Origin of the sequence: Nonomuraea mangrovi (assembly GCF_042681425.1) — a bacterium.
Classification (GTDB): Bacteria; Actinomycetota; Actinomycetes; order Streptosporangiales; family Streptosporangiaceae; genus Nonomuraea; species Nonomuraea mangrovi.
Genome location: NZ_JBHUFV010000035.1, coordinates 80,607 through 98,301 on the forward strand (window position 1 = coordinate 80,607; position 17,695 = coordinate 98,301).

20 protein-coding genes are annotated in these 17,695 nt (G+C 69.8%); 7 read left to right on the forward strand and 13 right to left on the reverse strand.

Going from position 1 to position 17,695, the window contains the following annotated elements:
• Positions 1-9: 9 nt before the first annotated feature.
• Both ACFSKW_RS24320 and ACFSKW_RS24325 read left to right on the forward strand, forming a co-directional pair.
• Positions 10-1,059: a DUF2293 domain-containing protein gene (locus ACFSKW_RS24320; RefSeq protein WP_379574690.1), complete on the forward strand. Its 1,050-nt coding sequence runs from the start codon at positions 10-12 to the stop codon at positions 1,057-1,059.
• Positions 1,056-1,448, forward strand: coding sequence for an MmcQ/YjbR family DNA-binding protein (locus ACFSKW_RS24325; protein ID WP_379574691.1), 393 nt, complete (start codon positions 1,056-1,058; stop codon positions 1,446-1,448). Before ACFSKW_RS24320 ends, ACFSKW_RS24325 begins: the two co-directional genes overlap by 4 nt.
• Here the strand turns inward: ACFSKW_RS24325 and ACFSKW_RS24330 are convergent.
• The 11 genes from ACFSKW_RS24330 to ACFSKW_RS24380 all read right to left on the reverse strand — a co-directional run bounded on the left by ACFSKW_RS24330 (position 1,410) and on the right by ACFSKW_RS24380 (position 12,131).
• The gene (locus ACFSKW_RS24330) at positions 1,410-1,979 is read right to left on the reverse strand and encodes a LysE family translocator (protein ID WP_379574692.1); all 570 of its coding nucleotides are present in this window, start codon (positions 1,977-1,979) and stop codon (positions 1,410-1,412) included. The two genes, ACFSKW_RS24325 and ACFSKW_RS24330, sit on opposite strands and share 39 nt — an antisense overlap.
• A gap of 103 nt (positions 1,980-2,082) precedes the next feature.
• Entirely contained in the window at positions 2,083-3,765 is a 1,683-nt protein-coding gene (locus ACFSKW_RS24335; RefSeq protein WP_379574693.1) for an LVIVD repeat-containing protein, read from the reverse strand.
• Positions 3,766-4,193: 428 nt separating this feature from the next.
• Positions 4,194-5,372, reverse strand: coding sequence for a kynureninase (locus tag ACFSKW_RS24340; protein WP_379574694.1), 1,179 nt, complete (start codon positions 5,370-5,372; stop codon positions 4,194-4,196).
• Positions 5,369-6,337: an amidohydrolase family protein gene (locus ACFSKW_RS24345; protein WP_379574695.1), complete on the reverse strand. Its 969-nt coding sequence runs from the start codon at positions 6,335-6,337 to the stop codon at positions 5,369-5,371. The genes ACFSKW_RS24340 and ACFSKW_RS24345 overlap by 4 nt, the downstream gene beginning before the upstream one ends.
• Positions 6,338-6,341: 4 nt before the next feature.
• On the reverse strand, positions 6,342-6,854 hold the full coding sequence (locus tag ACFSKW_RS24350; protein ID WP_379574696.1) for a 3-hydroxyanthranilate 3,4-dioxygenase: 513 nt from the start codon (positions 6,852-6,854) through the stop codon (positions 6,342-6,344).
• Positions 6,851-7,261 carry a RidA family protein gene (locus ACFSKW_RS24355; RefSeq protein WP_379574697.1) on the reverse strand — a complete coding sequence of 137 codons (411 nt, stop codon included), beginning with the start codon at positions 7,259-7,261 and terminating at the stop codon, positions 6,851-6,853. Before ACFSKW_RS24355 ends, ACFSKW_RS24350 begins: the two co-directional genes overlap by 4 nt.
• Positions 7,261-7,971 carry a 2-keto-4-pentenoate hydratase gene (locus tag ACFSKW_RS24360; RefSeq protein WP_379574699.1) on the reverse strand — a complete coding sequence of 237 codons (711 nt, stop codon included), beginning with the start codon at positions 7,969-7,971 and terminating at the stop codon, positions 7,261-7,263. The genes ACFSKW_RS24355 and ACFSKW_RS24360 overlap by 1 nt, the downstream gene beginning before the upstream one ends.
• Complete coding sequence (gene dmpG / locus ACFSKW_RS24365; protein WP_379574700.1) at positions 7,968-8,972, reverse strand: 4-hydroxy-2-oxovalerate aldolase; 1,005 nt, start codon at positions 8,970-8,972, stop codon at positions 7,968-7,970. Before dmpG ends, ACFSKW_RS24360 begins: the two co-directional genes overlap by 4 nt.
• Positions 8,969-9,940, reverse strand: a complete 972-nt coding sequence (locus ACFSKW_RS24370) for an acetaldehyde dehydrogenase (acetylating) (RefSeq protein WP_379574701.1) — start codon at positions 9,938-9,940, stop codon at positions 8,969-8,971. Before ACFSKW_RS24370 ends, dmpG begins: the two co-directional genes overlap by 4 nt.
• A complete protein-coding gene (locus ACFSKW_RS24375; RefSeq protein ID WP_379574702.1) occupies positions 9,937-10,731 on the reverse strand; it encodes a 2-keto-4-pentenoate hydratase in 795 nt (264 codons plus the stop codon). Before ACFSKW_RS24375 ends, ACFSKW_RS24370 begins: the two co-directional genes overlap by 4 nt.
• Complete coding sequence (locus ACFSKW_RS24380; RefSeq protein WP_379574703.1) at positions 10,728-12,131, reverse strand: aldehyde dehydrogenase family protein; 1,404 nt, start codon at positions 12,129-12,131, stop codon at positions 10,728-10,730. Before ACFSKW_RS24380 ends, ACFSKW_RS24375 begins: the two co-directional genes overlap by 4 nt.
• Positions 12,132-12,179: 48 nt before the next feature.
• On the opposite strand from ACFSKW_RS24380, the gene ACFSKW_RS24385 reads away from it, so the two are divergent.
• The 4 genes from ACFSKW_RS24385 to ACFSKW_RS24400 all read left to right on the forward strand — a co-directional run bounded on the left by ACFSKW_RS24385 (position 12,180) and on the right by ACFSKW_RS24400 (position 14,851).
• Positions 12,180-12,938, forward strand: coding sequence for an IclR family transcriptional regulator (locus ACFSKW_RS24385; RefSeq protein ID WP_379574704.1), 759 nt, complete (start codon positions 12,180-12,182; stop codon positions 12,936-12,938).
• Positions 12,939-13,148: 210 nt separating this feature from the next.
• Positions 13,149-13,589 (forward strand): VanZ family protein, encoded by a 441-nt coding sequence (locus ACFSKW_RS24390; RefSeq protein WP_379574705.1) that lies wholly within the window; start codon positions 13,149-13,151, stop codon positions 13,587-13,589.
• 173 nt (positions 13,590-13,762) lie between these two features.
• On the forward strand, positions 13,763-14,515 hold the full coding sequence (locus ACFSKW_RS24395; protein ID WP_379574706.1) for a GntR family transcriptional regulator: 753 nt from the start codon (positions 13,763-13,765) through the stop codon (positions 14,513-14,515).
• A 120-nt stretch (positions 14,516-14,635) separates the two neighbouring features.
• Positions 14,636-14,851, forward strand: coding sequence for a hypothetical protein (locus ACFSKW_RS24400; protein WP_354909456.1), 216 nt, complete (start codon positions 14,636-14,638; stop codon positions 14,849-14,851).
• Positions 14,852-15,028: 177 nt separating this feature from the next.
• Here the strand turns inward: ACFSKW_RS24400 and ACFSKW_RS24405 are convergent, their stop codons facing one another.
• Entirely contained in the window at positions 15,029-16,054 is a 1,026-nt protein-coding gene (locus tag ACFSKW_RS24405; RefSeq protein ID WP_379574707.1) for a DivIVA domain-containing protein, read from the reverse strand.
• Positions 16,055-16,266: 212 nt separating this feature from the next.
• On the opposite strand from ACFSKW_RS24405, the gene ACFSKW_RS24410 reads away from it, so the two are divergent.
• Positions 16,267-16,788, forward strand: a complete 522-nt coding sequence (locus tag ACFSKW_RS24410) for a gamma carbonic anhydrase family protein (RefSeq protein WP_379574708.1) — start codon at positions 16,267-16,269, stop codon at positions 16,786-16,788.
• Here the strand turns inward: ACFSKW_RS24410 and ACFSKW_RS24415 are convergent.
• A complete protein-coding gene (locus tag ACFSKW_RS24415; protein ID WP_379574709.1) occupies positions 16,760-17,650 on the reverse strand; it encodes a DUF1349 domain-containing protein in 891 nt (296 codons plus the stop codon). The genes ACFSKW_RS24410 and ACFSKW_RS24415 overlap by 29 nt on opposite strands.
• Between the last annotated feature and the right edge of the window lie 45 nt (positions 17,651-17,695).

Genomic DNA, 17,695 nt, shown 5'->3' on the forward strand with positions numbered 1-17,695 from the left:
AGGTATTCGGTGAGCCGACCGAACCTGGCGCGCAGGGTCGCGGACGCGGCCGAGATCGCGCTCACCACCCGCAAGTACGTCACCTTCCTCGACGTCGTCACCGGCCTGCGCTGGCTGCACAGCAGGCACGTCGACACCTGGCGCCAGGGCAGGGCCGCCACGCTCGCCGAGCTGGCCGCCGTCGACGACGCGCGTCTGCTGGACGCCGCCGCGGCGCTGGGCGCGTGGGCGCGTTCCAAGGGTCTGCGCCCGGTGGAGACGCCCTACCTGTCAGGCGGCAGGGACCGCCGCGAACTGCGCTTCACCACCTCGGGCGAGCAGGGCCCCTTCAGGGTGCACTGGATCTCCCCCGATCTCAGCGACGCGCGCGTCAAGCAGCTCACCGAACGGCAGAGCAAGGCGCCCGACCTGGTCGTGGTCTCCCCGTTGGAGCCGTGGACGTGCGCGTCGTGCGGCGACACCGGGCCCTACCTGATCATGGAGGAGGACCGCCCGCTCTGCCTGACCTGTGGCGACCTCGACCACCTCGTCCTGCTCCCCTCGGGCAACGCCGCGCTGAGCCGGCGGGCGAAGAAGGAGAGCGTGCTGTCGGCGGTGGTCGTGCGGTACAACCGGCGGCGCAAGGTCTACCAGCGCCAGGGCGTGCTGGTGGAGGAGGCCGCGCTGGCCCGCGCGGAGGAGCAGTGTCTGGGCGACGAGGAGGCACGCGAGGCCCGCCGGGTGCGCGACCGCGAGCGCAGGGCCGAGCAGGACGTCGACTACCAGGCCAGGATGGCGGCGGAGATCGTGCGGCTGTTCCCGCGCTGCCCGCCCGAGCGCGCCGAGTCGATCGCCGCCCACGCCGCCCAGCGCGGCAGCGGCAGAGTCGGCCGTTCGGCCGCCGCCAAGGCCATGGACGAGAACGCGATCACCCTCGCGGTCGTGGCCTCGGTACGCCACCTCGACACCGACTACGACAGGATGCTGATGGAAGGGGTCGCCCGCATGGAGGCCCGTGACCGCATCCGGCCGGTGATCGAGGCCAAACTGTCGGAGCTCAGGGGTAGAAGTGAGCCATGAGCGACTGGCACGCCGTCCGACAGGCCATCCACGACTTCGCGCTGAGCCTGCCCGAGACCCACGAGGACTTCCCGTGGGGTGAGAGCGTCATCAAGGTCAACAAGAAGGTGTTCGTCTTCCTCGGCATCGAGGAGCCGACGGAGAAGTGGAACCCGGCGTTCGGCGTGAAGCTGCTGTCGGAGTCGCACGGCCACGCGCTGACCGTCGAGGGCGCCGAGCCCAGCGGTTACGGGCTGGGCAAGGCGGGCTGGGTGACGGTCCCGTTCGAGAGCGAGCTGCCCGAGACCGACGTGCTGCTCGACTGGGTGGAGGAGAGCTACCGGGCGATCGCCCCGAAGCGGGCGATCAAGCTACTGGACGGCCAGGCGCAGCGCGAAGCCGACCAGTAGCACGCCGGTGATCCGCTCGACGCGCCGCCGTACGCGGGGCGTGCTCAGCAGCGCGCCCATCCTGTCGATCACGAGCACGTAGACGAGGAACCACAGGAAGTAGAGCCCGGCGAAGACGGCCGACAGCAGCAGCGCGTCGTCGGGCCCCTTCATGAACTGGGGCAGGAAGGTGACCTGGAACAGCAGCACCTTCGGGTTGAGCAGGTTGGAGAAGAAGCCGCTGCGGATGTGCCGCCGCCCCGCGGCGGGCGCCTCCTGCCGCTTGGCGCGGAACGACTGGACGCCCAGCCAGAGCAGATAGGCGATGCCGAGCCATCTGAGCACCGTGAACGCGGTCGGCGAGGCGGCCAGCAGCGCCGACAGGCCGAGCGAGGCCGCTGTGGCGTGGACCGTGAGGCCCAGCAGGCCTCCTGCCATCGTGAGCAGTCCGGCGACGCGGCCGTGTGTGAGGGAACTGCGCATGATCAGGGCCGCGTCGGGCCCCGGAATCATGATCATGACAAGGGCGGTGACCGCGAAGGTCAGCAGCATGGCGGGGGTCTCCCGGAAGCCGGGCGCGCTCCGGGAGACCCGCGGGTGTGCAGGCCGCACGGAACCGCGGACGTACAGGGGTGCCTTGTGGGCGCCTCCGATACTACTTGTCCGAATTCCGGTACGGCGCCGCAGGCCTGCCGAGCGTGGGCGCGCCCAGCAGCCTGGCCGACGAGACGGCGTAGACGCCGTCGTTGGTGAACACCCAGACGATCTTGCGATCCCATTCGACGTAGACGGCGTGGGTCTGGTTGCCGAGAGCGTAGTCGGGGACGTTCTTGCTGAACCCGCTGGGCACGAACTGCGCGACCCGCTTCGGCCGCCTGACGTCGGTGGTGTCGAAGAACTGCACGCCCGCGTTGTAGAAGGCGTAGGTCAGCAGGCCCTGCTTCGGATCCCCCGGCGAGGTGTAGGAGCCCGACCGCTTGGGTCCGAAGCTGCCGCCCCGCTGGCAGTAGTCGGCGAACCTCGCCCCCGCCGCCGGCTCGGGCCTGGGCAACGTGCCGACGATGCGCGGGCGGCGCGGGTCGCGGGCATCGACCTGGAAGACGTCCTTGTACGGCTCGTGGCAGTCCTCACCGAGCGGGTAGCCGGAGACGTAGACCATGCCGGTCCTGGCGTACTGGGAGACGTCCACGTTGTCGGCCTCGGTGCCGCCGACCGACATCGGCAGGTCGAGGTGGCCGATCTCCTTCATCGCGGCGGGGTCGGAGATGTCGAGGATCGACAGCCCGTAGCCGCCCATCGCGGCGAAGCCGTACGTGCCCGAGACGAAGAACGGCATCCGCGCACCCATCCACGACGTCTGGTTGCCGCAGCGCGGGTTCTTCGCGTACGCCGCCTCCTCGCCCGCGACCTGGCCCTTGCGGTGCCATTCGCCGACCTTCTTCGGGCGCTTCAGGTCCGACATGTCCCACGCCTGGTAGCCGGGCGAGTAGAGGTAGGTGGGCACCTCGGTGTTGCGCCAGGTGTCGAGCGGGGCGACGGCGATGAACATGTACCTGCCGCCGGTCCAGTACGGCACGTCCAGCGATCCCGATCCCTGCTGCACGCCCGGCTTCGGGTCCGTCAGCGTGGGGTCGGTGGTGACGGTGGACAGCAGCTTCCAGTCCTTCCTCCGCGGGCCGTCGAGGCGGTAGACCTTGAAGCCCTTGAAGGTGGTCTCCTGCCGCAGCTGCTTCACGCCCGAGGGGTTGTGGAACTTGGTGCGCTCGACCGCGTCGCCCAGCTGGTCGACCTGGCGCTTCTGCTCGAAGGACTGGATCATCACGTAGTGGCCGTCGCGCCACTGGATGGTGGAGGCGCCCCAGTAGTCGGCGCTCTTCCAGTCCTTGCCTGTCAGCTTCTCGACGATCTTCACCTTGCGCACGTCGGTGACGTCGTACACGCGCGCCTCGGTGCGGTCGTACTGGAACAGGTAGCGGCGGCCGTCGAAGTCGACGATGTTCTGCCAGGTGTGGAAGTAGTCCGGGGTGAAGTCCGCTCCCCTGTAGGCGGCCTCGACCTTGATCGGGCCTTCGACGTAGCTCTTCGGGTCGTAGCCCTTGGTCTTGGGGAAGAGGTCCTGCGCGCCGCCGGGGAAGCGGAAGCGCTCCTCGCCGGCCGGTGTGAGTGCTGGATGGCGGAACGAGCCGTCGAGCTGCATGCCGTACTCGCCGGGCGCGGGGTCGCTCGGCCGGCGGTCACCGCAGACGGTGGGGAAGGCGTCGTCGGGTTCGGCCTGCGCGGGAGCGGCCACCAGCAGGCTTGCCAGGCAGGCGGTGGTGGCCAGAGTCGCTCTGAACATCTTGTGACCTTTCGGGGGATGCGCACCAGAGTGGAGGGTGCGCATCCCGTTCCCCAATGCCTCGTTCCGCGTTACGGAACCATGGCGGCCAGTGCCACGCCCAGCCCGCGCCGGTTCTGGCCCGACGCCTTCGCGTCGGTGGAGTTGATGGAGTAGACGACTACTGTCACGCATGCCGAGCGGGCGCAGGATGCGGGCGGTGACGCTGCCCGCGCGGAAGCGGACGTCGTCGCTGGTCGGCCGCTGGGAGCCAGGTCGGCGACCCCCGTGACGCCCTTCCACGAGCCCTTGGTGCCGCCCACGCGGACGATCGCGGCGGTGGCGTCGGGCGCGGGCAGCTTCTCGATCGTGTCGAGAACGACGCTTCCCCGGATCGCCGGTGCCGGTGAACTCCGGCCTCCCTCCCGCGAGGGAGGCCGATGGGTCGCTCAGGTGACCGCGAGCCGCTGGGCGTACTTCTCGTCGCGCCACAGCTCCTTGTCGAGCACCTCCAGCAGGGTCTGGGCCGCGTCGTAGACGTCGACGTGCCTGATGTACAGCGGCGCGAACCCGAAGCGGAGGATGTCGGGCGCCCTGAAGTCGCCGTGCACGCCCCTGTCGATCAGCGCCCGCATCACCGGGTAGCCGTCGGGGTGGTGGAAGCTGACCTGGCTGCCCCTGCGCTCGGCCTCGCGGGGAGAGGCGAGCTCCAGCGCGTCGCCGACGAGCTCGACGAACGTCTCGGTGAGCTGGACGCTCTTGGCCCTGACCTGGGCCATGTCCACCCGCTCCCAGATGTCGAGCGCGGCCTCGAGCGCGGCGAACGACAGCACGTGCGGGGTGCTGACGGTGAAGCGCCTGATGCCGTCGGCGGGGCGGAAACGCGGCTCGAAGGCGAACGGCTCGGCGTGGCCGTACCAGCCGGACAGCACGTTCTCGGCGGACTCGTGGTGGCGCGGGTTCACGTAGAGGAACGCCGGCGCGCCCGGCCCGCCGTTGAGGTACTTGTAGGTGCAGCCCAGCGCGAAGTCGGCCGCCGAGACGTCCACGTGCAGCGCGCCCACGCTGTGGCAGACGTCCCAGATCATCAGCGCGCCGGCGGCCTGCACGCGCGCGGTCACCTCGGCCACGTCGTACCGTTCACCCGTGCGGTAGTTGACCTCCGACAGCAGCACCGCGGCCACGTCGTCGCCCACGCCCTCGGCGAAGTCGCGGATCTGGCAGCCGAGCCCCTCCAGGATGTAGTTGTCGGTGGGGAAGTTGGTCACGTCGGCGACCACCACGGGCCGAGAAGGACGCAGGCGCATGGCCGCGGCCACCGCCTGGTGCACCGCGATCGAGGTGGTGTTGCCCACCACCACCGTCCCGGGGGCGGCGCCGATCAACGGGGCGAGCCGGTCGCCCGTGGTGAGCGGCTGGGCGTACCAGCCCGCGCTGTTCCACCCGCCGACCAGCTCACGACCCCACTCCTCCTCGACCGCCTTCCGCACCCTCTCCGACGTACGGCGGGGCAGCGCGCCAAGGGAGTTGCCGACGAGGTAGACGACACCCTCGGGCAGCACGAACTCGTCCCTGAACTCCTTCAGCGGGTCGGCCGCGTCAAGAGCCAGGCAGTCTTCACGATTCACGGTGTTTCTCCAAGAAAGGTCTCGGCATTGCCTCCCAGGATCCTGGCGCGAGCCCGGTCGGAGAGGAAACCCGCGCCGCTGACCAGTTTCCCCACGGGAGACTCGCCAAGCGGGTAGGGGTAGTCGGAGCCGAGCATCACACGGTCCTCCCCCATGGTGTCCACCAGCAGCCGCAGCGCCCGCTCGTCGAAGACGACGGAGTCGACGCTGAAACGGTCGAGGTAGTGCGACGGGGGATGCTCCGAGGTGCCGATGACGTCGCTCCTGCGATGCCATGCGTTCTCGAAGCGGCCCAGCCAGAAGGCGAACGAGCCGCCTCCGTGGGCGAAGCAGATCCTCAGCGTCTCCGGCACCCGGTCGAAGACGCCGCCCAGGATCATGGCGAGGATCGACAGGTGCGTCTCGGCCGGCATGCCGACCAGCCACTGCGCCATCCACCTGTCGAGCCTTGGTCCCGTGGGCATGTCCCACGGGTGGACGAACACGGGGGCGCCCCTGTCCGCGCAGTGCTGGAGGAACTGCACGACGCCCTCGTCGTCGAGGTCCCTGTCGCCGACGTGGTTGCCGATCTCGACGCCCCTGTGGCCGGCCGCCAGGCACCTGTCGAGCTCCTCGCAGGCCAGGTCGGGGTCCTGCAGCGGCACCTGGCAGAACGGGATCAGCCAATCGCCGTCGCAGATCTCCAGCGCGAGGTCGTTGAAGACGCGCGCGACGTTCGCGGCCTGCTTCGCCGGGCGCTCGTAGCCGAAGAACACCGGGGTCGGGGAGACGACCTGCCGGTCCACGCCCATCGTCGCCAGGCGGACCTCGGGATCCCAGCAGTCCGCCTGGATCCTGCGGAAGTCGCGGTCGTTGACGACGATCATCGCCTCGCGCTCGGACTCGATCCGCAGCCGGGGCGCGCCGGGCCAGCCCAGATCGGGCCAGCCCTTGGCGACGTAGTGCGTGTGGACGTCGACGATCACGCGGTCAGCCCTTGCCGGGGTGCAGGGCCCCGCAGCTGTCGCAGGTGCGCGCCTTCTCGTCGGAGTAGAACGCCTCGAAGACCGGCGGCAGGTCCTTGACGATGTCGCGGACCTGCAGTTCCACCTCGTGGACCATGGCGTCGCACTGCTGGCAGTACCACCGGAACTTCTCCAGCGTGCCCTCCGGCCTGATCCGCTCGATCACCAGGCCGACGGAGTCGGCCTCGCGCTGCGGCGAGTGGGGCAGGTTGCCGGGCAGCAGCCACATCTGGCCCTCGCGGATGTGCACGGTCTCGGGCCCCTCAGGGGTCATGACGTTGAGCCGCATGTTCCCCTTGACCTGGAAGAACAGCTCCTCGAAGGGGTCGATGTGGAAGTCGGTGCGCTGGTTGGGTCCGCCGACGACCATGACGATGAAGTCGTCCGCCTGCTCGAAGACCACCTTGTTGCCGACCGGCGGCTTGAGCAGGTGGGCGTGCTCGTCGATCCACTGGTTGAAGTCGATGGGCGGGATCATGCGGGTTCCTCCGGTCGGTAGGCGACGGCCTGCATCTCGATGAGCAGGTGGGGGTGCGGCAGTTGGTGGACGGCCACCGTGGTGCGCGTGGGTCCGGTCTCGTCGAAGAACTCGGCGTAGACCTCGTTGTAGCCCTTGAAGTCGTTCATGTTGACCAGGTAGGTGGTGATCTGGACCAGGTCGGCGAGGCTTGCCCCCGCGGCCCGCAGGATGTCGCCGATGTTCTCGATCACCGCTCTGGTCTGCAGGCGGATGTCCAGGTCCGTGGTGCCCAGTTCGTCGGCGGACGCTCCCGCGAAGGTGTTGTCCGGCCGCCTGGAGCTCGTGCCGGACACGTAGAGGAAGTCCCCTGCCCGCCTGACGTGCGGGAACCGTCCCCTCGGCGTCGCCTTTCCCCCGACCAGCATCAGAGCGTCACCTTCCCCAGCCGCTGGATCTCCACCTGAACGTGCGCGCCGGGCCGGTACGGCTCGGCCGGAGTGGCGGCGCCCGCCAGCAGGATCGCCCCCTCCTCGATCACCAGCCCCACCTGTACGGCCAGCCGCGCCGCCTCGACGATCGCCCTGCGCGGGTCGCCGAGGATGGCCGCGGTGGATCCGACGTGCACTGGCCGCCCGTCGATCTCGAAGACGACTCCGAGGTTCCAGTCGTCGACGTCGTAGGCCCGCCACGGCCCGATCGCGTAGCCCGCCGCCGAGGTGTTGTCGGCGATGACGCTCTCCAGCGAGAACCTGAAGTTCTCGTACCGGGAGTCGATCACCTCGATGCCGGCGGCGACGGCGGCGACGGCTCCGGGCCGCGTGGCGTCCCCGACGCTCTCGATCCTGCGCCCGACCAGGTAGGCCACCTCGGGTTCAACTCTCGGGTGGATGTACTTGTCGTGGTCGACGACCGCCATCGACGGCGTCAGCCGCCCCAGGATGAGGTCGTCGACGCCCATCTGGCGGCGCTTGCCCTCGCTGGTGAAGCCCAGCTTGACCCCCGACAGGGGCTCGCCGCGCAGGCCTACGACCTCCTCCTGGACCTGGTAGGCGGTGGCGACGTCGAGTCCGTCCACAGGCTGTGGAATCGGCATCCTGGTGAGCGCCGCCTCGTGCAGCGCCTGGGCCAGCTTCATTTCGTCAGGTCCAATGCGATGTCGACGATCATGTCCTCCTGGCCGCCGACCATCCGGCGGCGGCCCGCCTCGGCCAGGATCTCCCGGGTGTCGACGCCGTAGCGTTCCGAGGCCGCCTCGGCGTGCCGAAGGAAGCTGGAGTAGACGCCCGCGTAACCGAGCGTCAGCGTCTCCCTGTCGACCCGGACGGGACGGTCCTGCAGCGGTCTGACCAGGTCGTCGGCCGCGTCCATCAGCGCGTAGAGGTCGCAGCCGTGTTCCCAGCCCATGCGGTCGGCCACGGCGACGAACACCTCCAGCGGCGCGTTACCCGCGCCCGCGCCCATCCCGGCGAGCGAGGCGTCCACGCGGGTGCAGCCGTTCTCGACCGCGACGACGGAGTTGGCCACGCCGAGGCTGAGGTTGTGGTGGGCATGGATGCCGATCTCGGTCTCGGGTCTGAGCGCGTCGCGGTAGGCCCTGATCCGTTCCCTCGCGCCGTCCATGGTGAGGCCGCCGCCGGAGTCGGTGACGTAGACGCAGTGCGCGCCGTACGACTCCATGAGCCTGGCCTGCTCCGCCAGGACCTCGGGCGGGGCCATGTGCGCCATCATCAGGAACCCCGCGACGTCCATGCCCAGCTCGCGGGCGGTGGAGATGTGCTGGGCGGAGATGTCGGCCTCGGTGCAGTGCGTGGCGATCCTGACCGAGGTGACACCCAGCGCGTGGGCCTTCCTCAGGTCCTCGATGGTGCCGATGCCGGGCAGCAGCAGGGTGGTGAGCCTGGCGTTCCGCACGGCTCCCGCGACGGCCTCGATCCACTCCTCGTCGGTGTGGGCGCCGGGGCCGTAGTTGAAGCTCCCGCCCGCCAGGCCGTCGCCGTGCGCGACCTCGATCGCGGCCACGCCCGCCGCGTCGAGCGCTCTGGCGATGGCGGTGGCCTGGTCGATCGTGTAGCGGTGGCGGATGGCGTGCATGCCGTCCCGCAACGTCACGTCCTGCACGTAGATGCGCGCGCTCATGCCCGGCATCCCTCCCCGGACTGCGGGGCGGCGCCCGCGGACACGGTCGCGGTGCCGAGGGGGACGGTCTCGGCGAGACGTTCGGCGGTGCGCAGAGCCGCGGAGGTCATGATGTCGAGATTGCCCGCGTAGGCGGGCAGGTAGTGGGCCGCCCCCTCCACCTCCAGGAAGACGCTCACCTTCACCCCGCCCTTCGCCCCGTGCGCCAGCGTCCACACCGGCTCGTCGTCCGCCACGGGCGTGAACTGCACCTCCTGCTTGAGCCGGTAGCCGGGCACGTACTCCTGCACCGAGGCCACCATCGCCGCCACCGAGGCGGCCACCTCGTCCTCCTGACAGCTGTCCACCAGGCAGTACACGGTATCCCGCATGATCAGCGGCGGCTCCGCCGGGTTCAGCACGATGATCGCCTTTCCCCGCGCCGCGCCGCCGACCTGCTCCAGCGCTCTGGCGGTCGTCACCGTGAACTCGTCGATGTTCGCCCGCGTGCCGGGGCCCGCCGACTTCGACGCGATGGAGGCCACGATCTCGGCGTACGACACCCTGGCCACCTTCGACACCGCCGCCACGATCGGGATGGTCGCCTGCCCTCCGCACGTCACCATGTTGAGGTCGGGCGCCGACAGGTGGGCGTCCAGATTCACCGAGGGCACCACGTAGGGGCCGAGCGCGGCGGGGGTGAGGTCGATGATGCGCTTGCCGTGCGACAGGACGACGGCGGCGTTGTGCGCGTGGGCACCCGCCGAGGTGGCGTCGAGCACCACGTCGACCGAGTCGAAGGACGGCAGCGACACCAGCCCCTCGACCCCCGAGGAGGTCGTCTCGAGGCCTCTGCGCCGCGCCCTGGCAAGGCCGTCCGAGGCGGGGTCGATGCCCGCCATCGCCACGACCTCGACCTTCTTCGACAGCAGGGCCTTGAACATCAGGTCGGTCCCGATGTTGCCCGAGCCGATGATCGCCAGCTTCACTCGAACACCGCCCGCACCGAGCCGAGACCGTCGATGACCGCCTCGAACACGTCGCCTTCCTCCACCGGCACCACGGGGCCGAGCGCGCCGGTCAGCACGACGTCTCCGGCCCGCAGGGGGTAGTCGGTGCGGCCGAGCGTGTCGGCCAGCCAGACGGCCGCGTTGAGCGGGTGACCCATGCAGGCCGCGCCCGCGCCCGTGGACACCTCCTGCCCGCGCCTGGTCATCGTCATCCCGGCCAGGCGCAGGTCGAGCCCGCGCAGCCCGACCGGCGTGTTGCCCAGAACGAAGGCGCCGCTGGAGGCGTTGTCGGCGATCGTGTCGGCCAGCGTGATGTCCCAGTCGACGACGCGGGAGTCGACGATCTCGATCGCGGGCAGCACGAAGTCGACCGCCCTGATCACCTCGGCGACCGTGAAGGGCCCGCCGGCCAGGTCGCCGCCCAGCACCAGCGCGATCTCCGCCTCGGCCCTCGGCTGCAGGAACCTCTCGTACGGCACCGGCAGCCCGTCAAGGTAGGCCATGTCGGCGAACAGCATGCCGAAGTCGGGCCGGTCCACCCCGAGCTGCTTCTGCACGGCGAAGTTGGTCAGGCCGATCTTGCGCCCGACCAGCCTGCGTCCCTCGTCGAGCGCCCTGCGGGTGTTGATCTCCTGTACGGCGTAGCCCTCGCCCGCCGTGCTCACCAGGTCCCTGACGGGAGCGCACGGCTTGCCCGAGCGCTGGGCCTCCAGCAACCGGTCGGCCGCCTGGGTGCGGGCGTCCACGGCCGCGGACCACTCGTCGTTCATGCGCCACCTTCCAGCTTGATCGTGATCGTGGTCGGCTCGGAGTAGAAGTCGAGCGACTGGGTGCCGCCCTCCCGGCCGATGCCCGACAGCTTGACGCCGCCGAACGGGGTGCGCAGGTCGCGCAGGTACCAGGTGTTGACCCAGACGAGCCCGGCCTCCAGCCGCTGGGCGACCCGGTGCGCCCTGTCGAGGCTGCTCGTCCACAGGGTGGCGGCCAGCCCGTAGTCGGAGTCGTTGGCCAGCGCGACGGCCTCCGCCTCGGTGTCGAACGGGGCCACGTGACAGACGGGACCGAAGATCTCCTCCCTGTTGAAGCGGGAGGACTCCGGCAGCCCGGTCACCACGGTCGGCTCCACGAAGTAGCCGGGCCCGTCGGGAGCGCCGCCGCCGGTGAGGAACTTCGCGCCCTCGTCGCGGGCGAGCGCGTAGTACGACAGCACCTTCTCCCTGTGCTGCGCGGAGATCATCGGCTGGGGGACGACCGACGCGGCCCGCTCGGCCAGCAGGGCGCAGAACTCCTCGAAGACGGGCCGCTCGACGTAGAGCCGCTCGGTGCACAGGCACACCTGGCCGCCGTTGGTGAACACCGACCGCACGCTGCCCTCGATCGCCCTGTCGAGGTCGGCGTCGGCGAAGACCACTCCAGCGTTCTTCCCGCCCAGCTCGAAGGAGATCGGCTTCACCCGGTCGGCGACCGACTTCATGATCGTCGCTCCGGTGCGGGTGGAACCGGTGAACGTCACCCCGTCGACCCCTTCGTGGGAGACCAGGAGCCTGCCCGTCTCGCCGTACCCGTGGATCACGTTGACCACACCGGGGGGCAGGCCGACCGAGGCGCAGATCTCGGCGAAGAGCGCGGCGGAGCCGGGAGTGTTCTCCGACGGCTTGACCACGACGGTGTTGCCCGCGACCAGCGCGGGCCCGAGCTTCCACGTCATCAGCAGGAACGGCAGGTTCCACGGCACGACGACCGCGACCACGCCGAGCGGCCTGCGCACGGTGTAGCTGAGCACGTCCGGCAGGTGGAAGGCCTCCGCAGGGCGCTGCGCGGCGATCTCGGCGAAGGCGCGGAAGTTGGCGGCGCCGCGCGGGATGTCGAGGGTGCGGGTCTGCTCCAGCGGCTTGCCCGTGTCGGCGATCTCGGCGGCCACCAGGTCGTCGAACCGCGCCTCGATCCCCTCGGCCAGGCGGCGCATCCACGCGGCCCGCTCCGCCACGGGGAGCGCGGCCCAGCCCGGCGCGGCCTCGCGCGCGGCGCGCACCGCCCTGTCGACCACGGCCTGGTCCGCCTCATGGACCTGCCTGTTCACCTGTCCGGTCATGGGATCGTAGGATGCGAACGGCTCGCCCTCGGCCACCCACGAGCCCCCGATGAAGTGGGCTACCTGCTCAAATGACATCGTTCCTCCACCAAGGGGTATAGAACTTCCCGGCGGTTTCCGGCAACAATGCGTTCCGTGACACGGAACACCGATCGCCTGTCGATGCTGGAGAAGTCATGGTTGGTCCTGGACGCGTTCCGGCCGACCGGTGGCCCGCTCCGGCTGATAGACGTCGCCCAGCACTGCCACCTGCCCAAGACCACCGCCTTCCGGCTGCTCACCGAGCTGACCGAGATCGGCGCCGTCACGCGCAGGGAGAACGGCTACTACCTCGGCCGCCGGCTGTTCGAACTCGGTAGCATCGTCCCTCTCGAACGCGACCTGCGCCACGCCGCCCTGCCGTTCATGCACGACCTCTACGAGGCCACCCGCGAGACGATCCACCTGGGAGTCCGCGACGGGCTCGACGTGGTCTACGTCGAGAAGATCCGCGGTCACGAGTCGTTCTCGCTGCCCTCACGGGTGGGCGGACGGCTGCCGCTCAACTGCACGGGGGTGGGCAAGGCGCTGCTGGCCTACTCGGGGCCCGAGTTCATCGACGAGGTGCTCTCGCGGCCGCTGCGCAGGCTCACCCCGCACTCGATCGTGGACCCCAAGCGGCTGGAGGAGGCCATCGGGCAGGTCCAGGCCGCGGGCCTCGCCTACGAGCGGGAGGAGGCACAGCTCGGCGGTGCGTGCATCGCGGCGCCCGTCTTCAGTGGAGGCGCCGTCGTCGCGGCGCTGTCGGTGTCGGTGCCGCTGGCCCGCTTCCATCCGACCCGGCTGGCGCCCGCGGTGAAGACGGCCGCGCTGGGGGTCTCACGGGCGCTGACGCGATCGATCTAGACCGGGCGTCCGGTCACCGACCGTGGCGAGCCGGTGCGGGCGCCGTGAGGCCGCGCGGGCCCGAACTTGTTCCACACCTGCCGAGATTTGGCTGTCCTTTCGGACACTTTTCCGTACCTGCATTATTGCGTGGTGGGCCAAACATGGGATTTGTGGGGACATGTCATCATCGCGGGATTCCTGGGGGTTCCGCTGGCCGTACTGGCGGCTGTGGCGCTGGCCCGCGCGCGCCGCGGGCGCGGGCATCCCGCGCCCGCCCGCACCGCCGTCGCCGACGTGGGCATCGTCGCAGGCACGGCCCCGTGGATCTGGATGATTCTCACGCCGGCAAGCGGTCAGAGCGGTGTCAATCTCGTCCCGTTCAGAGACCTCACGTGGATCTTCTCCGCGCCGCCGGCGACCGTGTTCGTGCAGGTCGGAGGCAACCTCCTGGTCTTCGCCTGCCTGGGGGCCCTGCTTCCCGTCCGATCCGCCCGCTTCGCGAGCCTCGCCCGAGTGGCGGGCGTGGCCGCAGGTGCCTCCGTGACCGTCGAGCTGCTGCAGTACAGCCTGCGCCTCGGACGCTTCTCCTCGATCGACGACGTCTTGATCAACACCACGGGGGCGATCGTTGCCGCTTTGATTACTCGCCGCTGGTGGGGCTCCAATTAGCGGCCAGGACCGTTCCACGGTAACGGCCCGCGAAAACTCGCGCGGGTCACCACACGGGCACGATCCACTCAAAAGAAGCTCGGGACCAACCTGCGTATCTGTGCGATCGTGGACAAGGCGGGGCAAGTTCTCTGGAGACGCCAAACCTGGTTGGTGACAGAGGGTGATCAAACGTGTCTGAATCCCCGGTACCTCAGGAGCCCCCGATCTATCGGCGCATCGCCGACGGCCTGCGCGTCAGGATCCTGTCCGGCGAACTGCGCGACGGGGACCGACTACCGGGCGAGAACGCACTCATGGCCGAACACGGAATCGCCCGCGCCACCGCGCGCCAGGCGCTGGCCGTGCTGATCAATGAAGGGCTGGCGGTGCCGAAGAGAGGTTCGGGGGTTTATGTGCGACAGTTCAAGCCGATCCGCAGGCACGGATCACGACGTCTGTCCCGCGAGCAGTGGGGACAGGGACGGGCCATCTGGGACGCCGACACGCGCGGCCGTCCTTTCACCGTGGACGCGGTGGAGGTGGCCCGCACGCGGGCCGGCGAGGCGACCGCCGGAGTCCTCGACAGCACGGAGGTGTGGATCAGGCGCCGCCGCTACTCGGTCGACGCCCGGCCCGTCCAGCTGGCCACGTCCTACTTTCCCGCCCACCTGGTGGAAGGCAGCGCGATCACGCTGCCGGACACGGGCCCAGGCGGCGTCTACGCCCGGCTGAGAGATCTCGGCCTGCCGCCCGCCCATTTCACCGAGGAGGTGCGCGCCCGCATGCCCCAACCCAGGGAGGCGGGCCTGCTGGAGCTGCCCGCGGGCACTCCGGTGATCGTGATCTCCAGGACCGCCTACACCTCAGGCGGTCTGCCCGTGGAATACAACGAGATGGTCCTCGACTCCGCGTCCTACGTACTCCAGTACGACTTCGACGCTTAGGTCAAGCCGTTTTGTCAAGCGATAGGTTGACCTGTCCCCTGCGATCATTGATTTCTCTAGAGATGTGCCGCACCTTCTAAGAGAGGGAAGCGTAAGTGGGGACCCGGGAAGGGTGACCAGATGTCCTTTGACCGGCATCTCGCCGAGATCGCCCTGGAGTACCCCCACTGGACCATCTGGCGGAGCGACGCGGGCCGCTGGTGGGCCACGCGGCACCACCCGCTGAGCGCTGAGCAGCGCGACGCGGGCTGCGCCATGACCATCGACGCCGACGACCCGGAGGGCCTCCGCGAGCAGCTGAGGGATCAGGAGAGGCGGGCGGGACCCGCCCCGTAGCGCGCGTGCTGTGGATCGTTCTAGGCGGGGGATCCACGGCACGCGCCCCGGCCTCGTACCGAGGCCACGAGCAGCCCGGTGCCGGGTTCAGCGTCTCGGCGGCTCCGGCACCGGGCCCCCAGGCGCGGAAGTCTCCGACCCTATCGGGGGCGGGGGCTTCCGCCCTAGCTTGTCCGCCTACTTGTGCGCGAGTGTGCCCAGGTTGACGTCGGTGTCCTCGGAGACCTCACGCTGCTCCTCCGCCACGTCGGCCCGCTCGGCCCGCTCGGCCCGCTCGGCCGGCTCGTCGTCCTCGACGATCACGCGCACCTCGTCGACCTCCTCGACCGCGGGCTCCACCACGGGCTCGACGACGGGGATCAGCGGCCCCGCCGTGTTCTCCCTGCGCATCAGATCGCCGAGCACCGAGCTGATCTCGTTGAGGCGCCTGACCACCTCGCCGTGGGTGTCGGTGAGGTAGGTGACCCGCCGGCCCGCGTGCTCGTCGAGGGCGTTGACCCGCTGCTCGGCCGCCGCGAGCGACGACTGCGCCTGGGCCTGCGCGGTGCTCACCATCATCTCCGACTCGGCACGCGCGGCCGCCAGCGTCGACTCGGCCTCCTCGCGGGCGCTCTCGACGGTCTTCTCGGACTCCAGCCTGGCCGAGGTGAGCACCCTGTCGGCCTCACCCCTGGCCACGCGCAACGCCTCTTCGGCCTCGGCCCTCGCGGTGGTCAGCGTCTCCTCCGCGTCGGCGCCCGCCTGCGCCAGCATGCGCTCGGCGGCGCCCGTCGCCTCGCCCACGCGGCGCTCGGCCTCGGCCTGGGCACTGGTGAGGATGTTGTCGGCGGTCTCGCGCGCCGAGGAGACCATCCGCTCGGCCTCCATGCTGGCCGACTCGCGCAACCTGTTGGCCTCGGTCTCGGCGTCCTCCCGCTTGGCGGCCGCCTCCTCCTCGCCCAGCCTGAGAATCTGCGCGAGCCTCGGGCTGAGGTCCTCGTAGCTCTGTGGCGCTTCGACCATCCTGCGTCTGGCCTCTGCGAGCTCGATTCGGCCCTGCTCCGCCTGGTCGATCGCTCGTGCCAGCCGCTCCTCCAGATCCCTGATCTGGTTGCGGGAGCGGATCATGTAGTCGTGTACCTGACGACGGCTGTAGCCGCGCATGACGACTTCGAAGGAGTCTTCCTGCATCAGGTCGGGAAAGCTCTCGTGCTGGTTTGTCATGAGGAGTACCTAGGTGGGGAGCTTGCGGTTTGTGAGGGTCCGACAACGACGTGTCAGGAGACGACTTTCCTGCCATCTGCCCAAGTCCGCAACCCGAACGCCATACCTGCCCGGGAAATCCTAATGACAATCGCGGCCTGCGCGCCCGCTCAGACGCCGCTGAGCTGGCCAGGCACGATTCTCACCAAGCGGGGACTACTACGATGTCCAAGATGTACATCGCAGCCCTGGACGACAGTGCAATTCCTGACATTCACCCAGACGCCTATATCGCGCCGGGCGCGGTGGTTGTCGGGAACGTCAGAGTGAGCCGTGGGGCCTCGATCTGGTACGGCTCGGTCCTGCGCGGCGACGACGAGCGCATCGAGATCGGCGAGGAGTGCAACGTCCAGGACCTGTGCTGCCTGCACGCGGATCCGGGCGAGCCTGCCGTACTCGAACCGCGGGTGAGCCTCGGCCACAAGGCCATGGTCCACGGCGCGCACGTCGAGACCGGCGCGCTGATCGGCATCGGCGCGATCGTGCTCGGCGGTGCGCGGATCGGGGCGGGCACCCTGGTCGCCGCGGGCGCGCTGGTCGGTCCCGGCAAGCAGATCCCCTCAGGCGTGCTGGTGGCGGGAATGCCCGGCAGGGTGGTCCGCGAGCTCACCGACGACGACAGGGCGAGCTTCGCGCAGACCCCCGACCGGTACATGGCCAAGGCCCTCAGGCACCGGCAGGCGTCAGCAGTTTGACCAGCACGGCGTCGGGAGCCGTCATCAGATCGCCTGCGGGCGTGGCCGGCCGCAGGAAGCGCACGTAGTCGACGGTCATCTTGAGATCGGGCCTGCCCTTGATCGTCTTGGCGGCGTTGGCCTTGGCGGCGTCCTTCTTCAGCGCGCCGTAGCCGTCCCAGTCGCTGTAGCCGGTCACGCCCCATTCCAGCACCTTCGGCAGGTCGGGGCGCAGCCACCGCTGCCCGACCTTCCAGACGCCGCCGTCCTCCTTGTAGAGGGCGGAGACCACCGTTCCCGTCCTGGCCAGGACCAGCTCGATCCAGCCACCCTCGACCGGCACCTCCTTCGGCTTGGAACTGCCGTCGGCGGTCTCCTTCAGCTCGACCCGCTCGGCCTTGTCGCCCGTACCGGTGGTGATCGAGAGCCAGTTCGGCCTGTCGTTGGACTGCGGCACGCGCAACATCGCCCCACCGAGCGAGAACTTGCGCAGGGGCGGCCCGCTCTTCTTCCCCTCGACCTTGACCCTGGTGTGCAGGACGATGTCGCCCGCCAGCTCCTGGTAGACGAAGGGTCCGCGAAAGGCGTCGAACCAGGTGGACGTCGTGGGCTCCAGGTAGAGCGCACCCTTCGCGGTGGCGTCGACGTCGATCTTGGCGAGCCTGCTCGGGTCGCCCTGGGTGTCGCTCAGCCTGCTCCACACGGTCAGGTCGGCGGCGCTGGAGAACTCGCTGGAGGCGGAGCCGACCTCGCCGCCCGGATCGGGGGCTCTGACATCGGCCACGGTGAGCGCCTTGGGCTTCGGCGGCGTGCTCGGCGCGGCCGTGCCACACCCCGCGAGGGCACAGGCAGCGAGCAACGACACCGCGATCTTGGCTCTCATATCGGGTCATTCTGCCGGGTCTCGGCGGCGGGCTACGATGCCGCC

Bases quoted from the DNA above. Each gene is read 5' to 3' on its own strand.
- ACFSKW_RS24405 (WP_379574707.1), bottom strand. From the start codon at position 16,054: ATGACAAACCAGCACGAGAGCTTTCCCGACCTGATGCAGGAAGACTCC.
- ACFSKW_RS24355 (WP_379574697.1), bottom strand. From the start codon at position 7,261: ATGCTGGTCGGGGGAAAGGCGACGCCGAGGGGACGGTTCCCGCACGTC.
- ACFSKW_RS24335 (WP_379574693.1), bottom strand. From the start codon at position 3,765: ATGTTCAGAGCGACTCTGGCCACCACCGCCTGCCTGGCAAGCCTGCTG.
- ACFSKW_RS24350 (WP_379574696.1), bottom strand. From the start codon at position 6,854: ATGATCCCGCCCATCGACTTCAACCAGTGGATCGACGAGCACGCCCAC.
- ACFSKW_RS24375 (WP_379574702.1), bottom strand. From the start codon at position 10,731: ATGAACGACGAGTGGTCCGCGGCCGTGGACGCCCGCACCCAGGCGGCC.
- ACFSKW_RS24415 (WP_379574709.1), bottom strand. From the start codon at position 17,650: ATGAGAGCCAAGATCGCGGTGTCGTTGCTCGCTGCCTGTGCCCTCGCG.
- ACFSKW_RS24380 (WP_379574703.1), bottom strand. From the start codon at position 12,131: ATGTCATTTGAGCAGGTAGCCCACTTCATCGGGGGCTCGTGGGTGGCC.
- ACFSKW_RS24400 (WP_354909456.1), top strand. From the start codon at position 14,636: ATGTCCTTTGACCGGCATCTCGCCGAGATCGCCCTGGAGTACCCCCAC.
- ACFSKW_RS24330 (WP_379574692.1), bottom strand. From the start codon at position 1,979: ATGCTGCTGACCTTCGCGGTCACCGCCCTTGTCATGATCATGATTCCG.
- ACFSKW_RS24385 (WP_379574704.1), top strand. From the start codon at position 12,180: ATGCGTTCCGTGACACGGAACACCGATCGCCTGTCGATGCTGGAGAAG.
- ACFSKW_RS24360 (WP_379574699.1), bottom strand. From the start codon at position 7,971: ATGAAGCTGGCCCAGGCGCTGCACGAGGCGGCGCTCACCAGGATGCCG.
- dmpG (WP_379574700.1), bottom strand. From the start codon at position 8,972: ATGAGCGCGCGCATCTACGTGCAGGACGTGACGTTGCGGGACGGCATG.
- ACFSKW_RS24325 (WP_379574691.1), top strand. From the start codon at position 1,056: ATGAGCGACTGGCACGCCGTCCGACAGGCCATCCACGACTTCGCGCTG.
- ACFSKW_RS24410 (WP_379574708.1), top strand. From the start codon at position 16,267: ATGTACATCGCAGCCCTGGACGACAGTGCAATTCCTGACATTCACCCA.